Origin of the sequence: Myxococcus dinghuensis, from assembly GCF_024198235.1 — a bacterium.
In the GTDB taxonomy this organism is placed as follows: Bacteria; Myxococcota; Myxococcia; order Myxococcales; family Myxococcaceae; genus Myxococcus; species Myxococcus dinghuensis.
Map to the genome: position 1 here is coordinate 1 of NZ_JAKCFB010000012.1, position 19658 is coordinate 19658.

Consider the following 19658-nt stretch of genomic DNA (forward strand, 5'->3'; position numbering starts at 1 on the left):
CGTCGCTCAAGACGTTGCCCATCCCCCAGGCGGACTCCACGTCCTACCCGGGCGTCAACGTCTCGGCCCTTCCCTTTGGCCGCTTTTCAGGGGACCTTCATTGGCCGGTTTTGGGTGACCACTGAGGATGGCGGCCCAGGGCCCCAGGCTTCCTGGCTTCGCCCAGGCGGCGGTGCGAGCCGAGGCTGAAGCGGGCTTCCAACTCGGGGCGGCGATGGGTGGGGGCGTGACGTCCATCGCGCTTCCGGCTGCCGGCGTGCTGAACGTCGCCCTGGCGCCCGGAGCCGCCGCGGCCCTGGCGATGTACGGGGAAGGGCGGTTTCCTGGCGATGCCGAAGGGCCGGTCCATCACATCTGCACGAACAAGAACCTGGTTTCGGATGCGACAGGCGGTCCTTGGACTCCAGAGTGCGAGAAGATTTTCAAGAAGGCCGGGATGACGCTCGAAGACGCTGCCAACAAGGTGCGGCTCAACGGCCACGAGGGACCTCACCCCCAGCAGTATCACGAGAGGGTTGTTACCCGATTGCAAGATTCGGTCAGCCGATGCAGAACCATTGAGGCCTGTCGAGCAAGGTTGCTGGATGAACTCTCGAAGATCGCCACTGAACTTCTGACTGAGGGTTCGGAACTGCGCAGCCTTATCGTGAAGTAGGAGGGAAGGGTGGAACGGAACTTTTATTGGGTAGGCTTGGCGGGCGTCCCTCGATGGCTGATTGAGGCGCCCACGCGAACATCCGGCGAGGCGTTCGATGAGCCTTGGCTGTTCACAGATGGGCGCGTCCTGCCAGACCCTGGTTCCATCAAAGCTCAGGTTTCACATCCCGGCACGAAGCGCGCTTTTGTGTTTGGGGGGGTTGAACGCACGCCTATCGTCAGCGAAGCACTCGCGAACGTCTTCAGATCACTGGCTCGTGATGACGTCCAACTGTTTCCGGTGACGGTGGAGGGAGAGTCAGAACGGTACTTCGTCGTCAATGCAATCAAGGTGGTTGATGCCATAGACGAGACGCGATGTCGGGAGGTGCATCACTATGACGAAGGAGGTGCATTCCCTGAGTACGCGGGCGAGTACCGCTGGATCTATGGCCTGCGAATCGACCCGGCGAAAACTGAAGGCGCGCAAGTCTTTCGGCTGAAGAAGTTCAAGACGGCGTTGATCGTCTCAGAGGAAGTCAAGGATGCGCTCGAACGGGTCGGGAACCTGGGTGTGTCGTTCGAGCGAGTGACTGAAGTCCCCGACCTTCATTGACGGTCCGCACAGAGGGCCGAGGTGGCCGACCGGGGCGCGGGGTGTCGCTCACGCCTTGGGGCCACGCCCTCCCGCGCGCTTCTGGAGGTCGTTCTCCATCTGCTCCCGGAGCTGCTTGAGCCACTGATAGAACGCCTCCGGCCCCGCGGGGGGAGGTGTGTGGCTTCCATCGGGGCCAGCCTCCGCCGAGGGCATCCCCGGGATTCCCTTCAGGAGGTTGGGGATGGAGAGCCCGGGGAGCAGCGTGCCCAGCCAGGGCAGGCCCCCCAGCCACGGCGTGGGGGCGGGGCTGGCCGCCGCGGCCTTCTTCGGGCGCAAGCGGTCCAGGAGCTGCGATGAGAACGCGAGCGAAGCGTTGAGGGCTTCCAGGCCCAGCACGTCCCAGACGTGAGGCAGGCCCCGTTCGAAGAGCCAGGCGTCCAACTCCTTGAGGGGCTTCATCCGGGCCAGCTCGTTCTCTTCCGGATTCCAGATGCGGCAGTAGTCCCCGAAGCGGGTCGGGCGTGCCCACCTCGGATCGTAGTCGCCGCGTGGAGTCGTCGCATGGGGCGGGTGCTCCGCGTCCTGGCCCTTCAGCCGGTGGTCGAGGATGGCATTCACCGCATGGCGCGCGGACTCGTTCGCGGCCTCCATGTTCGTCATCCGGGTGAAGGTCCGCAGGTACGTCCCTGCATAGAGCAGTCGGCCCCAATGCACCTCATATCCTCCATGAGGCGCCTGCCAGACGCCGGCGACGAAGTGTGGGCTGGGTGTTGGCTGTGGCGAGGGGGCGGCGCCCTGCGTCGGGTCCCACGGGTTCGCGCCCGGGCGGTTCTTCCAGTCTCGTTTCACGGGGATGAGGAAGGGCGTCCGGATGCCGTTGAGCTTTCCCGTCACCGCGTCGAACTCGAGGTTCTCGTCGAGGTGATACCAGCGCGGTCGCGGCAAGCTCTCCGAGACGTGTTTCAGCGACGCGGCGCGCTGCTCCAGCGTGCCGAGGGCGATCTCCTCCCGGGTCGCGCCCCACATGCTGCGCCCATGCCCGTCCGCCACGTTCCAATCGCCGATGCCGACATGGGTGACGGAGAGGAAGCCGTCCATCTCGTCGCTGGGGCTGAAGCGCCAGGAGGGAGGGCTGCTCACCGAGGAGAGCGCCCACGGTGTCTGTCGCATGTGGAGGCAGCCATCGGCCAGCTTGAACTCCTCCTGGAAGAAGAGCTGGATGCCCGTGATCGCTCGCAGGCGGTCCCACGGTTCGAGCCCGAGCTGCGAGTGCAGGGGATCCCGATGATGAGCCGCGCCGTCCGAGCCGCCCGGGGCGCGGGGAACCCGCGTCGTGTATCCCCGCAACCGGCCGGGAACACCCACCGGCGGGAGTCGCTGCGAGACGCGCTCCGCGGTGACCACGTCCGTGGCGACGAGGACGTAGGTCGATTCGTCCACGCGCACGGGGCCTCCGGCCTCGGTCGAGGCCATGTACGCCACCAATCGACCGTCGTCTTCGAGCGCGAGCTCCTCGAGGCGCCCCGTCACGAAGCGCACGCCGCGGTGCGCGAGGAACGCCTGCCATGGCTCGAGCCAGGCTTCCGTCGTGGGGGCATTCAACGTCCCGTCGCTGCGTGAAGGCTCGAGGCCGCTGACGAGTCGTTGCACATAGGTGTCGCCGCAGGCACGGGCTTCGCCCACCGCCGCGTCCACCGCCGCCGGGAGCCGGGGGCTGAAGTCGAGGTCCCCGGTGAACTGGGGGCTGTAGGTGTACAGGGATTGTCCGGTGCGCGTGTCGTGGCCGCGGAGGTATTCGGCCCAGGAGATGTCTTCGTATTCAGCGGCTCGCCGGGCGGAGCTGGTCGCCATGTAGCGGAGGACGCGGTTGAGGAACTGGACGATGTCGCGATGGCTGTAGCCCGTGTCGGGCAGCCTGGCCACCTGTCGAACCCAGTCGGATGGATGGGCGAGGGGATGGGGCGGGAAGATGAGCGGGTTCGGGCCTGTCTCCGCGAAGGAATGGTGAGGGGCTGCCCTCATGTCGTCGAGCACCGTCCGCGAGGTGACTCCACCCCCGGCCTCCATGAGCGGGATGCGAGACAGGGTGTCGAACACATGTCTGTAATAGGCGGGGAACTCACGCACCCCCTGTTCGCCGGGAAGGGCGAGGACGCGCGCGCGGAGACGGATGCCCTCGGTGGATTCGGGGCGCCCGTCGAGCACGTTGTCGTTCGGCAGCGGGTGACGCGGGTGTTGGGTGAGATAATCCCGAACCCGCGCGAGTCGCTCGAGCCCGCGCCGACCCTCCTTGGAGGAGGGGAGGCGCGCGGGCGGATGGAGCGACACGCCGGTCGCGCGGCGATTCTCGTCCTGGGCGAACCATTCGACGACCTTGTCCAGCGCCTCCCTGGCTTCGGGGCCCAGGGTGCTCTTGTCGGGGCTGAACGCCACGTCGACCGGGAACAGCCCGCTTCCCGCCGGACCTTCACCCTGCCGCGCGGGTCGGGCCGGAGTCGGTCCTTCGGCGTTGCTCCCTGGGGCCGGGACGGGCGCGATGGCGTATTGCGTCCGGGCCATGCCGCCCACCTGCATCGGGCCTTCCAATCCGCCCGTGGGACCGGGCTCGACCACCGTGACGTCGAAGCCACGGACGACCAACTCGTGGGCGGCGGTGAGGCCTGCGATTCCCGCTCCGAAGATGGTGACGGAGGGGCGCGTGTCGGCGGCGGCGCGAGGGGCTGGGGACGCGGTTCGTGGAGGAGGCATGGGGTTCCTCAGGGCGGCGTGGTGAGGAGTAGGAGGAGACGGGTGAGCAGTGCCGGGAAGGAAGGACAGCGGACCGCGCCATGGACGTAGCAGCGGAGGGCCTCGTGGGCGCTGGTCAGCAACTCCAGGGGGCCGAGGACGCGGACCGCGTCGACCTGGACCGCGTCCTCCAGCGCGAGCCGGGCCTCGAGCACCGCGCGGAGGGTCTGCTTGCTGGTGGCGAGGAGGAGCCCGGACGCGCCGCGCCCCGGCAGCACCCTCGCGGTGCCCGAGACGAACGAGACGTGGAACCGCTCGTCGTCCACCTCGAAGGAGAGGACCGCCCCCGTGAGCCGTGCGCTCATCCGCGCATGGAGCACGGGGTGTTCCCGCTCCAGCACTCCGAGGGATTCGCGCAACAGGCGCGCCACCGAGTCACCGGACGAGTTCGAGGACACAGGGTCCCTCCATCGCGAGGGGCTCTCCCCGCAGCCGTCCCGAGAGCGTCATCTGTCCGCAGGCCTCGTTCAGCGTCACCACGCCGGTCGGGTCCGTCTCGTCGGGGATGAGCACCTGGGCGAGGGACCGCAATTCGAAGCGCGCGGTGAGGTCGTCCCCTCCCTCTCGGGCGGTCACCTCCAGGCTCGCGGGGACGTCGTTCGCGGTCCCCGGAGAGAGCAGGGCCATGATGCGAGGGACCTTCAGGGCCTGGGGCAACCCACCTCGCTTGTGCGCGGTGACGCGGAGGTCCGGGCCCCGGAACTGGCGACGCAGCTCCGCGCCATGCCACAGCAGGATGGCCTGGTCACGGACGCGCCCCCGCGTGCGGTCGATCATCCGGTAGAAGACGAGGCTCCACGGGTCGGCGTCGCTCCCCGCGAGGAATTGCCCCCACTCCCAGGCGAAGTCGTCTCCCCAGGCGAAGTGTCCCCAGTTGTGGTCGTGGTACGCGGGGGCCCGCGTGACGCGCTCGCGGCGCCCGTTCAGGGTGATGGCGCCGTCCGCACGCAAGCGCGGCACGCTGACCCACGACAGGCTTCGTCCCATCGCGAGTGGCCGGCCGAACGTCGCCAGCGGTGTGCTCGACGGAATCAGCTCGAGTTCGACGGAGAGGTCCCGCTCGAGCAACGCCGCCGAGAGGAGGAACCTCCCCCGCTCGAAGCGGAGCGAGTTGGTCCCCAGGCGCGTGTCGATGCGGCCGGGTTGGACGTCGATCTGCGCGCCACGAAAGCTGTCGACATCTCCCTCCAGGGTATCGCGCCGGGCGAGGATGATGACCCGGGCGACCGGTGGCTCCCTCGCGCTGGTGCTCCACGCCTCGTTCATCAGGCTGAAGTTCACGATGAGCTGGGTCCGGGGCGTGTGGACGATGAAGTGCTGCCATTCCTTGAACCCGATGTTCCGCTCCGGCCCCGGCGGAGGGCCGCGGTAGTAGTCCATGTGGAACAGCGCATCCGTGACGGAGGGCGTGGGCTGGCGCATGGCTAGCGGAGGAGGTCCTCGAGGGGCGGAGGCGCGGGCTCGTGTGGCTCCGCGCGTGTCGACGGAGCCTGGGGGCTCGCGTCCAGGGCCTCGCGCAGGCGGACCTGCACGGAGACGATGCCGAGGAGCAGGTGGACGAGGCCGTCCGCCTCCGCGGGCCGCGGCGCCCTGGCGTCCCGTGGCCCGCGGTGGGGCCTGGTCAGCAAGCGTGTCACCCGCTCCGTCGCGGACAGCAGCCCCAGCACGAGGTGGAGGAACGGCGCCTGCCCGGAAGCGTCCTCCTGGAGGTCGTCAATCACGGGCGGGTGACTCCTGGGCCGGAGCCCGACGCGCCTCCCCGGGGGGCGCTGGCCGCCACGAGGATGTCGATGAGCGTGCTGGGGAGGAGGCCGACGGGGACCTCCTCGAGCAGGCTCAGCGTGGTCTTCTCCCAGAGCGTGCGAGCCCGCTGGACGAGCGGGGAGTCCATGAGCGTGTCACGCCACTTCGCGCCCTCGGTGCTCTCCGCGAATCTCCGACCTTCCGCCACCAGGGCCGCGTACGCCGCCTGGGCCGCGACGGGATGGTGGAGCACCAGCAACTGCGCCTTCATCAGGAGGTCCTCCAGGGTGTCGTCGGGCGAGGTCGCTGTCGGGACGTCGCCACCCTCGAGCGGCACCGTGGGAGCCTGGGGGAACCGGGGCTCGACGTAGGCTCGCAGGAACATCTCCCGGAGGCGCAGGAGCTCCTCCTCGACCAGCGTCTGGTACCGCAGCAACTCGAGCGGGACGGGCACGACCGGTGACAGGAAGGGCGTCCGACCCAGCCTTCCGCCGAGGAACGGCACGCGCTGTCGACTTCGGTACTGCGTGGCCAGTTTCTGGATCCAGGCGATCATGTGGCGCGGTCTCACCGGATTCGAGAGAGGACGTAGTCCATGAGCTGCTCGAGGAAGTCGCGATGGATGGAGGGCGCAAGCCACTCCCGACACCGGTCGAAGTGCCTGCGAGCGTCCTCCATGTGCTGGTGCGCCACGCGACGCGCGTACGCCATGCTCTCGTGGCGCTCGAGGAGCGAGCCCAGGAAGCGCACGTCCTGTTCGGTCTTCGCCGGAGCGAGCGTGTGCCGCATCGCCTCGAGCAGCGCGGCGTGTCCCCTCGACGTGAGCTCACCTTCCCGGCGGAGCGCCTCCAGGGCCTGGTGCAGGGGGGAGTGGGGCGTGTCGGCGGTCTCGCGCGGGCGCGCGAGCGACAGGACCCGCTTGGCCTCGGCGCGCTCCTCGGGCGTCGAGACGCGCAGCGCGTGGAGGAGCATCAACGTGCGCTTGCCCTCCCACAGGTCTCCGGCGATCTCCTTGCCGTAGTCGCGCTCCGCCGCCTGGAGGTTGAGCAGGTCGTCCTGGATCTGGAAGGCGGTGCCGAGCGCGCGAGAGAAGCCGGAGAGCAGCTCCATCCGGCCCTCCGGCGCGCCCGCGGCGATGGCGCCGATCAGCACCGGCGTGATGAAGCTGTACCAACCCGTCTTCTGTTCGACCATCAGGATGTAGTCGTCGTCGCTGAGGTCCCAGACGTGGTTGCGAATCCACTCGAGCTCCAGCGCCTGTCCCTCCACGGACTCCCGTGTCATCCGCGCGACGGCCTGGAGGATGCGCAGCGAGGCGCCGAGCCCGAGGCGCGCGACGTTCTCCAGCAGCGGCTGGAGGGACAACGCCAGCATGCCGTCCCCCACGTTGACCGCCACGGCCACGCCGTGCTGCCGGTGCAGGGTGGGCGCGTTCCTGCGCAGCAGGGACTCATCCTCGATGTCGTCGTGGATGAGGAAGGCATTGTGGTACAGCTCCAGCACCGCCGCCGAGCTCGCCACCGATTCCAGCTTCCCACCCAGGGCGCGGCACGTGGCGATACACAACGCGGGTCGCAAGCCCTTCGCCTCGCGAAAGGGATAGTCGAGCATCATCCCGTAGAACGAGGCGCGGCGCTCGTCCTTGGGGATGATGCGCTGGATCTCCTCGATCACCAGCTTCCTGCAGTCTTCCAGGTAGCCATGCAACGCGTGGGTGGTCATGGATTGTCACGAATGGCTTTGGAGTCCGCGGCGCCATCGTCGCGCGCAAGGATGCCGTGGCGACGTGCGTGGTTGGTGGGGTGGGCCCAGGAGCCTGTTTGCCATTGGGCAGTTCGCTCGCGCCGGGTCGGACCTGCCTCGACTCAACAGGTCGCGTGCTGATTGCGCCGGAGGTTGTCTGGAAAGAAGCGGCCCAACTCCATACACTCGGGCCGGCGCGGCAGCCGAACCGACCCGAGGGGTCCTGGACCGCCGGTTCGATGCGCTGGGCGTCGTGGGAATGGGAAGTCGTCGGGAGGTCGCATGTGGATCGTGATGAACCCCCAGTCGTCCACGGAGCGGGCCCTGCCACTGCCCGAGGGGGTGACCACCATCGGACGCACACAGGACAACGCCGTCTGTGTCCTCCACGTCAGCCTGTCACGTCGGCATGCCCGACTGGAGCGCCAGGGACGTCAGGTGGTCCTCGTCGACCTCCGCAGCAAGAACGGCACCTTCGTCAACGACGCGAGGGTCGAGCGCCATCCGCTGCGGAGCGGGGACTCGTTCCGTTGCGGAGAGGTGTCGTTCCGGCTGATGGACACCCCCGGCGCGATGACGCCGTCCCACACGCAGGCGCTGCGGACGCGGTTCACCGACCCATCGATGGACGCGCTGCTGGGGGACCCCTCGTCCGCGACCTCCGCGTTGAAGCTGCGGCAAGCGGCCCCCGGAGAGGCACGCACGGCCGAGAAGCTCCGGGTCCTGCTGGAGGCGAGTCGGATGTTGTCGTCGCTGGGGCCCATCGACGAACTGCTGGAGCGGGTCGTCCGACTGGTCTTCCGCATCCTCGACGTGGACCGCGTGGCGCTGCTCCTGGTGGACCCGGTCGATGGCGTCCTCCGCCCGCGGGTCGCCCGCCTTTCGACGGGGGAGGTCCCCTCGGGGGCCTTCTTCAGCCGGCAGATCATCGAATACGTCCGGACGCACAGCGTGGCGGCGCTGTTCGCGGATGCGCCGAGGGACCCCCGGCTCAACGGCGCGTCCTCGGTGGCGAACCTGTCCATCCAGACCTCCATGTGCGTGCCGCTCAAGCCACGCCAGGAGGTGCTCGGGGTGCTGTACGTGGACAACCTGCGCCAGTTCGACCGCTTCACCGACGAGGACCTGGAGTTCCTCACCGCGTTCGGGAACCAGGCGGCCGTCGCCCTCGAGAGTTCGCTGCTCTCCCAGCGCCTGGCCGACGAGGCCGTGCTGAGGAATGCCTATCGGCGGTTCTTTCCGGCGCCCGTCATCCAGCGCCTCGAGACCGCGCGCGGGGCCTCGCTCGAGCGACTCGAGGCGGACGTCACGGTCCTCTTCTCGGACATCAGTGGCTTCACCGCGCTCTCCTCGGCGCTGCACCCCTCGCAGGTCATGGACCTGCTCAACGAGTACTTCCCGGTGATGGCGGAGATCGTCTTCCGGCACGAGGGGACGCTGGAGAAGTACATCGGGGATGCGCTGATGGCCGTCTGGGGCGCGCCATTCCCGCAGCCCGACGACGCGGACCGCGCGTTGCGCGCGGCGGTGGAGATGCAGCATGCGCAGGCGCGGCTGAACGAGCGCTGGGGCGCGGAGGGCAAACCCCAGGTCCAGATCCACATCGGACTCAACACCGGACGGGTCGTCGCGGGGAACATCGGCTCCGAGCACTACCTCCAGTACGCCACCATCGGCGATGCGACCAACGTCGCCAGCCGCATCTGCTCGGCGGCGGCGGGCGGGGAGATCTACCTCTCCGAGAGCACGGCCCAGCGGTGCCAGGAGCGGTCATGGCCGTTGGTCGCGCTTGCCCCCATCCAGGTCAAGGGCAAGCGCGAGCCACTGCGGGTCCGGCGGGTGGACTGGCGTGACGCCCCACTGGAGTAGTCCCCGTCTCGAACGGACAGCTCCCTGCCTCAGGGGGCCCGCCCGTGGATGGATACGAAGACCCTCGGAGTCGCGGTCATCCCCTAATAGGACGGCCAGAGGGCTTCGATGGTGACGGGGCTGCTGCCGTAGCCGTCCAGCGACAGGGGCTGGGCGGTGGCGATGGCCTCGTGCGTCTCGAAGAGGTCCGCCGAGACGTCCGTGGACCGGGCCTGGGTGCCGGACGCGCTCTGTGTCTTCGGCGCGTCGCGCGTCACCTCGCGCGAGGAGCCCTGCAGGGCCTTCAGCGGGTCGATGGCGTTGTTGAAGTTGTAGCCACCCTTCGCGCTCTTCCAGAGCTCGATGTGTACGTGGTCACTGCCGCTCTTCCAGTCCGTCACGCGGCCCACCGTGTCCCCCGCCTTGACCTTGTCGCCGACCTTGAGGTTGGCCGGGTCCACGTGCCGGAACGTCCACACCTTGCCGTCCTTGCCCTGGACCTTCACGGTGCCGCCGAAGATCTGCCCGCTGTTGCCCTTGGACTTCTTCACCTCGATGATCTTGCCGTCCTGGGGCGCTCGGACCTTCGAGCCCGCCTTCGCGAACCAGTCCAGGGCGCCGTGGCGTTTGACGCCCTTGCCGTCCGGCATCCCCTCCCGGTCGGGGGCGTTGAAGGAGGGGTTCTTCTTCGGCAGCGGCTGGTCGAGCGGCGACACCAGCTTGGAGGGCTTGCTCTTCGAGGCGCCCGACTGCGTGGCGTGTGTCGACTTCGTGCTCTGGCTGCTGTTCGGCTTGGAAACCTTCATGGTGGATTCTCTCGGTCGGTGGCCACAGGGGCCACGGTTGGGGACGGAAGGGGTTGACGTCGCGGGGGCGGGCGCTCAGGCGTGGAGCTGCTGCTGGAGCCAGGCGGGGAAGCTGCTGAACTGCGCGGCGAGCTCGTCGCCCGTCAGGTTCCGCTTCTCCTTGAAGAACACGTCGCTCAGGGAGCCCTCGATGGAGGCGCCGCCGCTGGCGCGCCCCGCGTCCAGGGACAGCTTCCCGGTGAAGCCGGCCGTCGCCGCGAGCTCGCCCTCCACGGTGATGGGCACCTTCCCCAGCTTCTTCGCCAGCGGCCCGAAGTCCCCGTTGGCCAGGGCCTCGCGCGCCTGGGGGTCCGCCAGCGCGGCGGCGACGTCCACGGTCTTCCCCGTGAGCTTCAGCTTGCCGGACACGCCGGTGTCGCCCTTGAGGCTGGCCTCCGTCTGCGTGCCTTCCGGCGTGGCCAGGCCCACGCCGCTCTTGCCGGAGACGCCCACCTCGGCGGAGAGCGTGGAGTCCACGAGGTCGACCTCGAGCCCTGCGTCGCGGCCCTGCAGCGCCGCCGCCAGGTCCAGCTTCCCGTCCACCTCGAACTTGCTCTGCATGGCGAGCTTGATGGAGCCCTTGCCCTCGACCTCCTTCGTGAAGGCGGCGCCGCTTCCCACGGAACCCTTGCCCTCGAGCTGCCCGGACTGCTCCACGGTGATGGTGGGCTTCTTGCCGTTCTTGCCCAGCTCGATGTCGACCTTCGTCTCGAGCTGTCCCTTCAGCTCGCCCGCGAGGGGGACGTTGGGCAGTGGCAGGTCCCCCGCGAGCTTCCCGGCCAGGGTGCCCTTCACCGAGAAGCCCTTCAGGTTGTCGCCGAGGAACTTCTGCGCGTCCGTGCCGACGAACGAGTCCAGCTTCCGGCTGGTGTCACCCGCCTTGTCGAAGAACTTGCCGATGCTGTCGGCCCCCACCGCCTTGGCGGTGCCCGCCAGGAAGCCGGAGACCTTGTCACCGACCTTGGCGCCGGCATCCACGGCGTAGCTCGCCGCGACGCCCAGCGCGGACTCGTTGCCGGCGGCCGCGATGATGCCCAGGCCGCGCAGGGCGTCCTCCTTGGACTTGAACTCGAACTTCGGGGAGACGCCGACCCCGAGCTCCGCGGAGCCCTCCACGGGGCCCTTCACGCTCGGCTCGGCGGTGAGCTTCCCCTCGTTGAGGGCGGTGACTTCATAGGTGCCGTTGGGCCCCCGCTTCACCTCGACCTCACTGGCAATCTCGCCGCCGGCCTTGACCGGCGCGCCGCCCGCCTGGACCTTGCCGTTGGCGCTCAGCTTGAGCTTCACGCTGTCGCCCTCGGAGTTGAGGGCCACGTCCAGGGCCTCGCCGAGCCGGCCCTGCTTCGCCAGGTCTTGGGCCTGCTTCTGCTTCGACTGGGCGCCACCGAGCGTGGAGGGGGCTCCGCTGCCCTGCACGGTGCCGTGGGCCGTGGCGGTGTTCCGGGCCCCCGGGTTGAGCTCGACCGGCGACTTCTTCGGTGCGCCCGCGTAGGTGTCCCGGGCCCCCTCGTCGCGCTGGGCTTGCGCCAGGTTGTTTCGAGCCGCCTCCTCCGCCGTGCGCTTGGCCTCGGCCGCGAGCCGCGCCGCTTCCGCCTTCTGCCGGGCCTCCTCCGCGCGGCGCTGTGCCTCCGCGGGGTCCACTTTTGCCGCTCCAGAACGACCGACCGTTGTCTCCGTGCCCATGCGTCTCTCCTCTTGCCGGGAATGCCTCGTGTCAGGACCGAGGCAGGTGCGATGCCGTTGACTGGAGGCGCGAACACGAAGTGGCTCCGAGGCGCGGTACGTCCACCTCGGGTCGCTTCGTGCTCGCCCCTGCAATCGAGGAGAAAGAGGGCGGAGGACGACCGGCGTCCCAGAAAAGTTTGGGGGGCCCTCGCCCGGGCTCAGGATGCTCCGATATAGGCCGCGAGCTCGTCAGGCTGGCGCCCACGCAGAGGCGCAAGGTTCAACGGTGGGCCTGGCTTCTCATGACGGATTCAATCTTCAGATGCTTCTGTAGTAATGCAATCGGGTTGGGCTTGATCGAAATGTCATGCGGCATCCACTCAGACGGCTGGTTCTTTCCGAGCTTCTTGACGACCGAAAGAAGCTTCTTGGATTGCTTCTGATAGAGTTCCGCCAGGAATTTCTCGACTTCTTTCGGAGTGGGCGGAGGCGCAAGGAATGCTTCTGGATACATCCTTCCGAGAAACAGCTCCTGCTCTCTGACGACGGGTGCTGAATCCTCGAATTGAAATTCGAGTCGCTGGATCGCCTTGATGTCGAAGGAAAACAGCCTTCCTGCGCGAGCGGATATCTGGTCGCAGTAGAGAAGTGCCTTCCAGCCGTTTGCCTCTGCCGATGCCCAGACGGCCATCTGCGACTTGGCGATCTTCAGGAAATCGTGTTCGATCCAATGGGGTAGGGTATCGGGCCTGATATCTGGGGTCAGGGCGCGCAAGAACCTCAACCGGAACGCGCTGGGATCCGAGTAGATGTCATCCGCTTCGAAATTCTTCTGGACCGTTTCGATTGGCGCCAGGGGAAGCAACAGGTGCGGCTCGAAGAAATCCCAGTAGACCTTGTCGTGGATGGGAATCTCGATGGGGGCGTCGCACTTGTAGTCGACCAAGACCACCCAGTCGATTTGCGGAGTGCTGATGAGCTTCCCGGGTCTTCGATAAACGTTGGTTTCCAAGACTTCGAATGGAGTGCCGTGGGATTGGAGTATCAATCCCTTGAATCCCTCATTTTGAAGGGCATGGCCGATCGTTCCTTCCGCGAAGACGCCCGCTGGAACGCTCTCGAAATCTCCAAGATACTCCCTGAGTGCTTTCTCGCTCATGACGACATCAGAGACCATGATGGCTTGCTCCCCGCTGTGGGCGGCGCTGGGTTGATGCTGCTCTCTTCGGCTCTGCGTCAGGAGGTGCGGGCATGCTCTGCTTCCGTGGACACCAGGGAAGAGGCAGGTACGGTGTCCGGCATGGTGCGCATCTCGACGCAGCGGCCGAGTTTGGGGCGGCACACCGGGGACGGGCTTGGACCGCCTGGGCTTCTCTCCCACGACGTGCCAGGCCCGTTCGTCACCGCGTGCCCACGACCAGCCGCTACGAGCCGCTCGGGTCGGTTCGTGAACATCAAGCCGGCAATCGAGGTCACGTGCACGGTCGTAGGTCCTTCGCCCATGTCAAGCCGCAGAGCGCGGCTCTCTTTGGGGACGTACACGCGATACCATGCGAGGGAAATGGTTGGAAGTAACCGTCTGGTCAAGGACGTGACGGCGCGCTTGAGGGCAGACGCCGACCGTGCTCGGCGTGCGCGGCGACGGTGGGAGGGGGCGGGGAGCGGCGACCAGGTGCTGGAAGGCATACGGGGCTGCGTGCCCCAGCAGCGCCTGGACATACTCGACGGCGACGGTAGGCGGGACTGGCGCCGATGGGGCATGCCGGAGCGTGGCGAGCGAGTCCCCGCCACGCTCCGGCGAAGGCTCACAACGTCTTCATGTACTCGATCAGCGCGGTGCGCTCCGCATCGGTCAGCACGTCGGTGAACGTGTGGCCCGAGTTCGACTGGCTGAACATCCGGGTGTTGTAGATCTTGCGATCCTCGATGTCCGAGTTCGAGAAACTCGGGGCGATGATGCTGCCGAGGAGGTTCCAGGCGAGCGCGCCGTTGCCGTACAGCAGGGACAGCCCGCTCTCGATGAGCGGCGTCTCGTTCGGATCCCACGGGTTGCAGTGGTTGAACGGAGAGAAGGTCAGGTAGCTGCACGGAATCGTGTCGTACTTCCACCCGACCTTGGTCTGGTCATACGCCTTCGCGAGCTCGGTCTCGAATCCCATCACGACGCCGAACCTCGGCGACTTCGACTTGCGACGCCAGATCCGCGGGCGGTCCGACGACTTGAGCAGGGTCCAGAGGTCGGGCACCGAGCCGTTGTGGAAGTAGGGGGCGGACGCCCAGACACCGTAGAGCGGCTGCGCGAGATAGCCGATCATGTTGTACTTGTCGGCGCACCCATTCTGGCCCTCGTACCCGAAGAAGCTGTTCTTGAACTGGGTCTCGATGGCGCCATCGTTGGCAAGCAGTCGGGCGTCGTCGGTGTCGACGACCTCGATCGGAGTCACGTTGGCCGCGATGCCCTCGAGCGTGGGATTGGCGAGGAAGTTCGGATCGTTCACGTAGCGGGCCGCGTAGGCTCCATGGCAGCTCGCGCACGAGCCGTTGCCGGCCTGCTGCGGCTTCACGACCGGGTTGTTGCGGTTCGTTGCCCACAGATCGAGCGTGTGGAACAGGATCGACCCTTGCTCCGCGAGCGCCGTGTTGACCGGCAGAGGATAGGCCGGCGACTTCAGGCCGAGCATCCAGGTGTTCGCCTGGTACTCGTTGTCGAGGATCCAGTCGTAGCCTTCCCCGTAGTTCGGCAATGCGGCGCCCGGCATGTACCAGGAGAGCTCGATGCGGGTGGCGTCGCTGCTCATCCCGGCGTCGAAGAACTTCGCCGGCCGGTGCCCGAGGTTCCACCAGTTCGGCGGGTCTTCCGTGCCGGTCGAGCCGGCCGCCCAGATCTCCGGATTGAGGAAGACGCCGGGGATGGACCCGTCGGGGTCGAAGATCGTGAGCAGGGCGAAGAGCTGGAAGTTGGTGATGTTGCCCGTGCCGCGGATGCGGTTCAGGGAGGCGATCGTGAAGGCGGGGTTGAGGCCTCCGAGCTCGCTCAAGAACAGGGTCACGTCGGTGAGGCCGTTGGTTCCGTGCAACGGCCCCAGGCCCGCGCCGTCGCTCGCCTGGCCAATCTGGCCGCTGTGACAGACCGAACACGTGACGCCGATCTGTCCGCTCCACGAGCCGTCGGCGTTGCGTGTCTGGGTCAGCGCCATGGGCAGTTGGCCGGAGCCCCCGTTCGTGCGGTTCGGATCCTCGAACGGGAGGGGATACGGATTGCGTTGCGGGCTGAGCGGGCTGCCGTAGCGCTCGGCGACGAGGGTGTCGAAGTCGGAAGGGCGGAACGGCAGGCCCCACCTCAGCCACAGCGCGTTGTACTGGGACGCCGGCATCGACCAGAGGCTCCAGGCGGAATGGCCGCTGAACTCCCAGCCGGCGTCGGGACTTCCGTTTCCACCGATCAGCCGCCCTCCAGCCGCGCTGTTCGACCGCAGCTCACCACACGTCAGCGGAACCCGGTTCATGCATGAGTGCCACCCCACGTTGAAGACGACGTTCTTGTTCGACGTCGGCGTCACGAGTGATCGTGGATCGGGCGGAAGGAGCGTCGCATCGGACTTGCCCGTACAGAACTCGAACCAGTAGTGACCACCACGTTTGCTGCCGAGCAGGTCCGATTGCGCTGCTGCCGGTGTGATGCCGGCGCTCACGAAACACATCGCGACGAGAACGCTTCGAGTCAGACGTGCCGCCATGACGTCCCTCCTCCTGACGTACTTGGGGTCGGTCGGATGGGGCCTCGGTCCGACCGGGTAGGCGTGTGCTCGGAGACGTCAGTTTCCGAGTCACACGGGGGGATGAGCCCCTTTCCCGCGTTCCCCGAAAAGGGACATTTGTCGCTAAAGTGCCGTAGGCGACATTTGTCGCCTAACGGTCACTGACGAAATCCAGGGGTGGGGTGGCGCTGGCGAGGGCCGGGTCCAAGGACCGACTCGGCCGCTACCGCTGGGTTGTCGAGCGGACCCTGGCCTGGAAGAACCGGCTCCGCGGACTTCGAGTCCTCGACGAACGCAGGGACGATGTCCACTTCGGCTTTCGCGTCCTCGGTTGCCGCATCATGCTGCCGCGTCGGCTCTGTCCCGACGTTTGTTGGAGCCCGCAATGGAGTCGAGCACCATGGCCAACGATGCGCGTCAATCCGCCCCCAACCCCGATTTCGTGGCGCGCAAGCCGCAGCAGCAGCGCGCCAAGGTCCGGGTCGATGCCGTGCTCCAGGCGGCGGAGGAACTGCTGCTCGAATCAGGGCTTTCGGCCTTCTCGATCCCGACGCTGGCGGAACGTCTCGAGTACCCTCGATCGACGATCTACAAGTTCTTTCCGACCCCCCAAGCCCTGCTCAACGAGCTCGCGGAGCGCCAACTCGGGGCGCTGGAGGCGCACCTGACGAGCTATGCCCAAAGCCTCGCGGGGGCCAGGGACTGGCAGGAGCTGATCACGCGCATGGTCCATGCGGCGGCGGATTTCTACCGCACGCATCCGGCGGCGCAGGCCGTCCTGCTGACCGGGCCGGTCTCGGATGTGAGCTTTCGCGCGCTCGAATCCACGATCGCGCGCCTGGGCACGCTCACGCGCGGCCTGCTCGCGACGCGCGGCGTCGACATCCCGCGGGGGGCGCCGGACATCGCGGCGCTGGCGGTGGAGTTCGGCACCGCGAGCCTCCGTACGTCCTTCTACCTTCATGGCCGCATGACGAACGAGTACACCCAGGCCGCGGCGGACGTGATGACCTCATTCCTGGCCATGCGGCTGGGATTGCGGCTGCGCTGATTCAGGTCTGACCCGCCTGGATTCTTCGGGCCATGCTGGGCCCCGTCGCCGGCAATGGGCGAGGCCGGCCAGGTGGACGGGCGTGGTAGCGTGCTGGGCTCGAGCTCGCAAGGCTGCGCGCTCGAAGGGAGGTGCTCACATGGCAATGGTCACGTGGATTCAGATGCTCACCGATGAGGAGGTCGCCGCGCTCAAGAAGGCTCCTGACACGATCACGTCGCTCGACAAGCCCGCGGGTGAGAAGCTCGCGACGCAGCTCTACACCGCGATCAACTACTTCCTCACCGGCGCCGCATACCCTGCGAAGAAGCACCCGCTCAGCGCAGTTCTGGGCGGAGAGAAGCGCGTCAAGGCGAAATCCGTGGAGAGCGGTGGCTTCGATCTCACCACCGCCGCGACCGTCGTCAGGCTGAGCGCCGCGCTCACCAAGGTCGAACTCGCGAAGATCAAGTCCGCGATCAAGAAGGCCGACTTCGATGAGCTGCGCGACACCGAAGAGGTCGACGAGGAGTGCGTGCTCGAAGACTCTGACAACGATGAGGCCGCTGCGGCAGTCATCGCGGAGATCAAGGCACTCCAGAAGTTCTTCGCCTCGGCCGCGAGAAAGAAGCGGTCTCTGGTGACCTACACCGACTGACTCGCCGCGCTCTCTGTGGGGCGCGAACGTCGACGAGGTCAGGCGACTGGCGGAAGAGTTCCACTTCACGCTGCACCTGCTTCGACGCCGACTCTGCGTGTGCACCAGGAACAGCAACTCGCGGAAGAACGCCCGACGGTGGATGGTCGGGCGCGGGCACTCCTGGCTGAACCGCTTCCGTTGCCCGTTGGTGCGATGGGCGACGGGCGAGGGCACCTACCAGGGAAGGGGCTGGGGGCGCCCTGACGATTGGCAAGGCACCTGGCTAGAAAGGTCCCCAGCAATCAGAACACAAGGGGACCTGGGAATCCGACGCCTCACAGACTCCGTTCCCACAACTGCCGCAATCCGCGACGCACGAGCCATTCTGCTCGAGGAGGGTGCAGATGCCGTCGCCACAGGGCGGGCAGTCATCGAGGCACACACCTTCTTCGCTACTCTGGCAGATCAAGTCGCCGCAGAACGGCTGGCAATCCGCCGGGCAGGTCAGGTTGTTCTCCTCCGGATAGCACCTGCCATCGCCGCAGACGGCGGGGTCCGTGTACATCCAGCGAATGGTCTTCACGTCCGTCGCGCTCATGGCGTAGATCTGACCCATGAGGTACTCCCGTCCCCGGAGGGAGCGGATCGTCGGCGCTCCGTTCCTCGAGTAGGCATAGGGGTGGTAGTGCATGATGGAGCCCTCATCGTAGTCATACGCGTCACCGGAGATTGGCGTCGAGTCCGCGCAGTACCGGTTGAAGGCGTGCTCGTACCCGGGCAGCACGTTCGCCCATAGGACTTCGATGTAGCTGTCCCGGTCGCAGCGGCTCTGCTCGTGCCACATTCCCAGCGCGTGCAGCAGCTCATGGATGGTGCTGCCCGTGCCACAGCCGTCCGCGAGATTGATGACCTGTCGGCCGCCCACGCGCCCGACCTGGGAGTTGCACTCGGTCGCGTTTCGCGTGATGTAGATGTAGTCCGCGTACGCGGTGGTGCGAGGGAAGAAGTCCACGCCCGGGTTGTTGGCTTCGATGTGGGCGATGGCGTCCGTCACCCGGTACTGCATGGGGAGGGCCGGGTCGATGACGTACGGCACCCTGCCTGAGTTCCAGCGGCTGCCGGTCCCGTACGTGATGCTCCCCATGCCGTGCACGCCATCCGAGGGCGCGCGCTCCAGCGCCTCGCGGTGGGTGGGAACCATGTCGGCCGGCCCCAGGTCGATGTCGCCCTCGAAGATGGCGCGGCCCTCTTTCACCGTGAAGCGGATCTGCGTGGCCTTGCCGCGGACCACGGCCCATCCCGTGTCGACGACTCCGGGCGTGGAGGGAATCCCCGCACCCACGGGGACCTCGGAGGAGAAGGCGTCACCATCGACCTGGCAGCCGGCGAGCAGTGTGAGGAGGGATACAGCCACGAGCGAGCGGCGACAAAACACGGGAGACCCCAATCTTCGAAGAAGCGGTGAAGATGGAAATCCTAGAGTAGATGTCGGCGGCGAAGAAGTCGGCCCGCCTGCTGCGGTCTGTCAGCAGGGGGCATCGGTCTGGTGAAGAAGGACGATGGCTGGCGGGGCCGGACGAGCCATGAGCGAAGCCGTTGCTGCCTTGCCGGCCTCCGCCAGCCTCCCCCTCGGCGTCGCGGTGGGTGGCGCCAACACGGAGGAGCGGCTGCAGGGCTGCTTCGTGCGCTACATCAAGATGCACCCGTCCGAGTTCTTCCTGGACCGAGCAGGGTGACATCCGCACCGGTAGGGACTGGTTGGCACTGGCGTATACTGTGGTGGAGGATGGACCATGTCTTTGAATGCCTACGAGCTGTCTGCTGGCCTGTTCGTTCGCGGACTGACCAACTTGAAGTCGCAGTTGGCGAAAGCCGAAGACCATGCTGCTTCCAGTGGGAGCGGTGACGCGGCGTTGCTGGACGCGCAACTCGCTGGGGATGGCCGCATGCGCGGCATTGCGAGTGACGCGCCAGGTGACCTGCACCTGTACACGCTCGCCGCTCAAGTCCACTGGGCCGCGGAGGGAGCCAGGCTGGCGATTGCGCAGTTGCTGGGGGCGCCACGGGTACCGGCCGCGAACGATGCAAGGAGCTTCGCGGACCTCCACCAGCGGATCGATGCGACGATCGCGTATCTCCGAGAGATTCCGCCAGACGACCTCGAGGCCGGCCTCGAACGAGAGGTCGTGATAGAGCACCGCCGTGGCTCGATGCGCTCCACGGGCCGCCAGTTCCTGATCGCATTTGCGATTCCTCACTTCTTCTACCATGTGACCACCGCCTACGGCATCTTGCGCAACCAAGGCGTGCGACTCACCATGGGCGACTTCCTGGGCAACTGGGGGACGAGCTGAGCTGAACTGGA

Annotated in this window: 17 protein-coding genes and 1 pseudogene; 7 read left to right on the forward strand and 11 right to left on the reverse strand. The window is 67.1% G+C overall.

Annotation, left to right across the window (positions count from 1 at the left end; genetic code table 11):
• Positions 1–127 precede the first annotated feature (127 nt).
• Both LZ198_RS17750 and LZ198_RS17755 read left to right on the forward strand, forming a co-directional pair.
• A pseudogene (locus LZ198_RS17750) lies at positions 128–655 on the forward strand (AHH domain-containing protein); the annotation flags it as partial.
• A 9-nt stretch (positions 656–664) separates the two neighbouring features.
• The gene (locus LZ198_RS17755; protein WP_253973177.1) at positions 665–1252 is read left to right on the forward strand and encodes an imm11 family protein; all 588 of its coding nucleotides are present in this window, start codon (positions 665–667) and stop codon (positions 1250–1252) included.
• Between the two features lie 48 nt (positions 1253–1300).
• Here the strand turns inward: LZ198_RS17755 and LZ198_RS17760 are convergent, their stop codons facing one another.
• The 6 genes from LZ198_RS17760 to LZ198_RS17785 are packed head-to-tail and all read right to left on the reverse strand — an operon-like array spanning position 1301 to position 7486.
• Positions 1301–3982 (reverse strand): FAD-dependent oxidoreductase, encoded by a 2682-nt coding sequence (locus tag LZ198_RS17760; RefSeq protein ID WP_253973178.1) that lies wholly within the window; start codon positions 3980–3982, stop codon positions 1301–1303.
• 8 nt (positions 3983–3990) lie between these two features.
• Positions 3991–4419: a sterol-binding-like protein gene (locus LZ198_RS17765; RefSeq protein ID WP_253973179.1), complete on the reverse strand. Its 429-nt coding sequence runs from the start codon at positions 4417–4419 to the stop codon at positions 3991–3993.
• A complete protein-coding gene (locus LZ198_RS17770) occupies positions 4397–5443 on the reverse strand; it encodes a hypothetical protein (RefSeq protein WP_253973180.1) in 1047 nt (348 codons plus the stop codon). The genes LZ198_RS17765 and LZ198_RS17770 overlap by 23 nt, the downstream gene beginning before the upstream one ends.
• Positions 5444–5445: 2 nt before the next feature.
• Positions 5446–5742 carry a hypothetical protein gene (locus LZ198_RS17775; RefSeq protein WP_253973181.1) on the reverse strand — a complete coding sequence of 99 codons (297 nt, stop codon included), beginning with the start codon at positions 5740–5742 and terminating at the stop codon, positions 5446–5448.
• Complete coding sequence (locus tag LZ198_RS17780) at positions 5739–6320, reverse strand: hypothetical protein (protein WP_253973182.1); 582 nt, start codon at positions 6318–6320, stop codon at positions 5739–5741. The genes LZ198_RS17775 and LZ198_RS17780 overlap by 4 nt, the downstream gene beginning before the upstream one ends.
• A gap of 11 nt (positions 6321–6331) precedes the next feature.
• Entirely contained in the window at positions 6332–7486 is a 1155-nt protein-coding gene (locus LZ198_RS17785) for a polyprenyl synthetase family protein (protein WP_253973183.1), read from the reverse strand.
• A 303-nt stretch (positions 7487–7789) separates the two neighbouring features.
• Here LZ198_RS17785 and LZ198_RS17790 point away from each other — a divergent pair, with 303 nt between their 5' ends.
• The gene (locus LZ198_RS17790; protein ID WP_253973184.1) at positions 7790–9376 is read left to right on the forward strand and encodes an adenylate/guanylate cyclase domain-containing protein; all 1587 of its coding nucleotides are present in this window, start codon (positions 7790–7792) and stop codon (positions 9374–9376) included.
• A gap of 83 nt (positions 9377–9459) precedes the next feature.
• On the opposite strand, the gene LZ198_RS17795 is transcribed toward LZ198_RS17790, so the two are convergent.
• The 4 genes from LZ198_RS17795 to LZ198_RS17810 all read right to left on the reverse strand — a co-directional run bounded on the left by LZ198_RS17795 (position 9460) and on the right by LZ198_RS17810 (position 15602).
• On the reverse strand, positions 9460–10161 hold the full coding sequence (locus LZ198_RS17795; RefSeq protein ID WP_253973185.1) for a M23 family metallopeptidase: 702 nt from the start codon (positions 10159–10161) through the stop codon (positions 9460–9462).
• 75 nt (positions 10162–10236) lie between these two features.
• Positions 10237–11883: a hypothetical protein gene (locus LZ198_RS17800; RefSeq protein ID WP_253973186.1), complete on the reverse strand. Its 1647-nt coding sequence runs from the start codon at positions 11881–11883 to the stop codon at positions 10237–10239.
• Between the two features lie 262 nt (positions 11884–12145).
• The gene (locus tag LZ198_RS17805; RefSeq protein WP_253973187.1) at positions 12146–13042 is read right to left on the reverse strand and encodes a hypothetical protein; all 897 of its coding nucleotides are present in this window, start codon (positions 13040–13042) and stop codon (positions 12146–12148) included.
• 628 nt (positions 13043–13670) lie between these two features.
• Positions 13671–15602: a c-type cytochrome gene (locus LZ198_RS17810; RefSeq protein WP_253973188.1), complete on the reverse strand. Its 1932-nt coding sequence runs from the start codon at positions 15600–15602 to the stop codon at positions 13671–13673.
• A 421-nt stretch (positions 15603–16023) separates the two neighbouring features.
• Here LZ198_RS17810 and LZ198_RS17820 point away from each other — a divergent pair, with 421 nt between their 5' ends.
• Together LZ198_RS17820 and LZ198_RS17825 are read left to right on the forward strand one after the other, a co-directional pair.
• On the forward strand, positions 16024–16674 hold the full coding sequence (locus tag LZ198_RS17820; protein WP_253973189.1) for a TetR/AcrR family transcriptional regulator: 651 nt from the start codon (positions 16024–16026) through the stop codon (positions 16672–16674).
• 139 nt (positions 16675–16813) lie between these two features.
• Positions 16814–17311 carry a DUF1877 family protein gene (locus LZ198_RS17825; protein ID WP_253973190.1) on the forward strand — a complete coding sequence of 166 codons (498 nt, stop codon included), beginning with the start codon at positions 16814–16816 and terminating at the stop codon, positions 17309–17311.
• 265 nt (positions 17312–17576) lie between these two features.
• Here LZ198_RS17825 and LZ198_RS17830 read toward each other — a convergent pair whose 3' ends face one another.
• The gene (locus tag LZ198_RS17830) at positions 17577–18707 is read right to left on the reverse strand and encodes a M12 family metallopeptidase (RefSeq protein ID WP_253973191.1); all 1131 of its coding nucleotides are present in this window, start codon (positions 18705–18707) and stop codon (positions 17577–17579) included.
• A gap of 169 nt (positions 18708–18876) precedes the next feature.
• Here LZ198_RS17830 and LZ198_RS17835 point away from each other — a divergent pair, with 169 nt between their 5' ends.
• Together LZ198_RS17835 and LZ198_RS17840 are read left to right on the forward strand one after the other, a co-directional pair.
• Positions 18877–19029 carry a hypothetical protein gene (locus tag LZ198_RS17835; RefSeq protein ID WP_253973192.1) on the forward strand — a complete coding sequence of 51 codons (153 nt, stop codon included), beginning with the start codon at positions 18877–18879 and terminating at the stop codon, positions 19027–19029.
• A gap of 57 nt (positions 19030–19086) precedes the next feature.
• Positions 19087–19647 (forward strand): DUF1993 domain-containing protein, encoded by a 561-nt coding sequence (locus tag LZ198_RS17840; protein ID WP_253973193.1) that lies wholly within the window; start codon positions 19087–19089, stop codon positions 19645–19647.
• Positions 19648–19658: the final 11 nt, after the last annotated feature.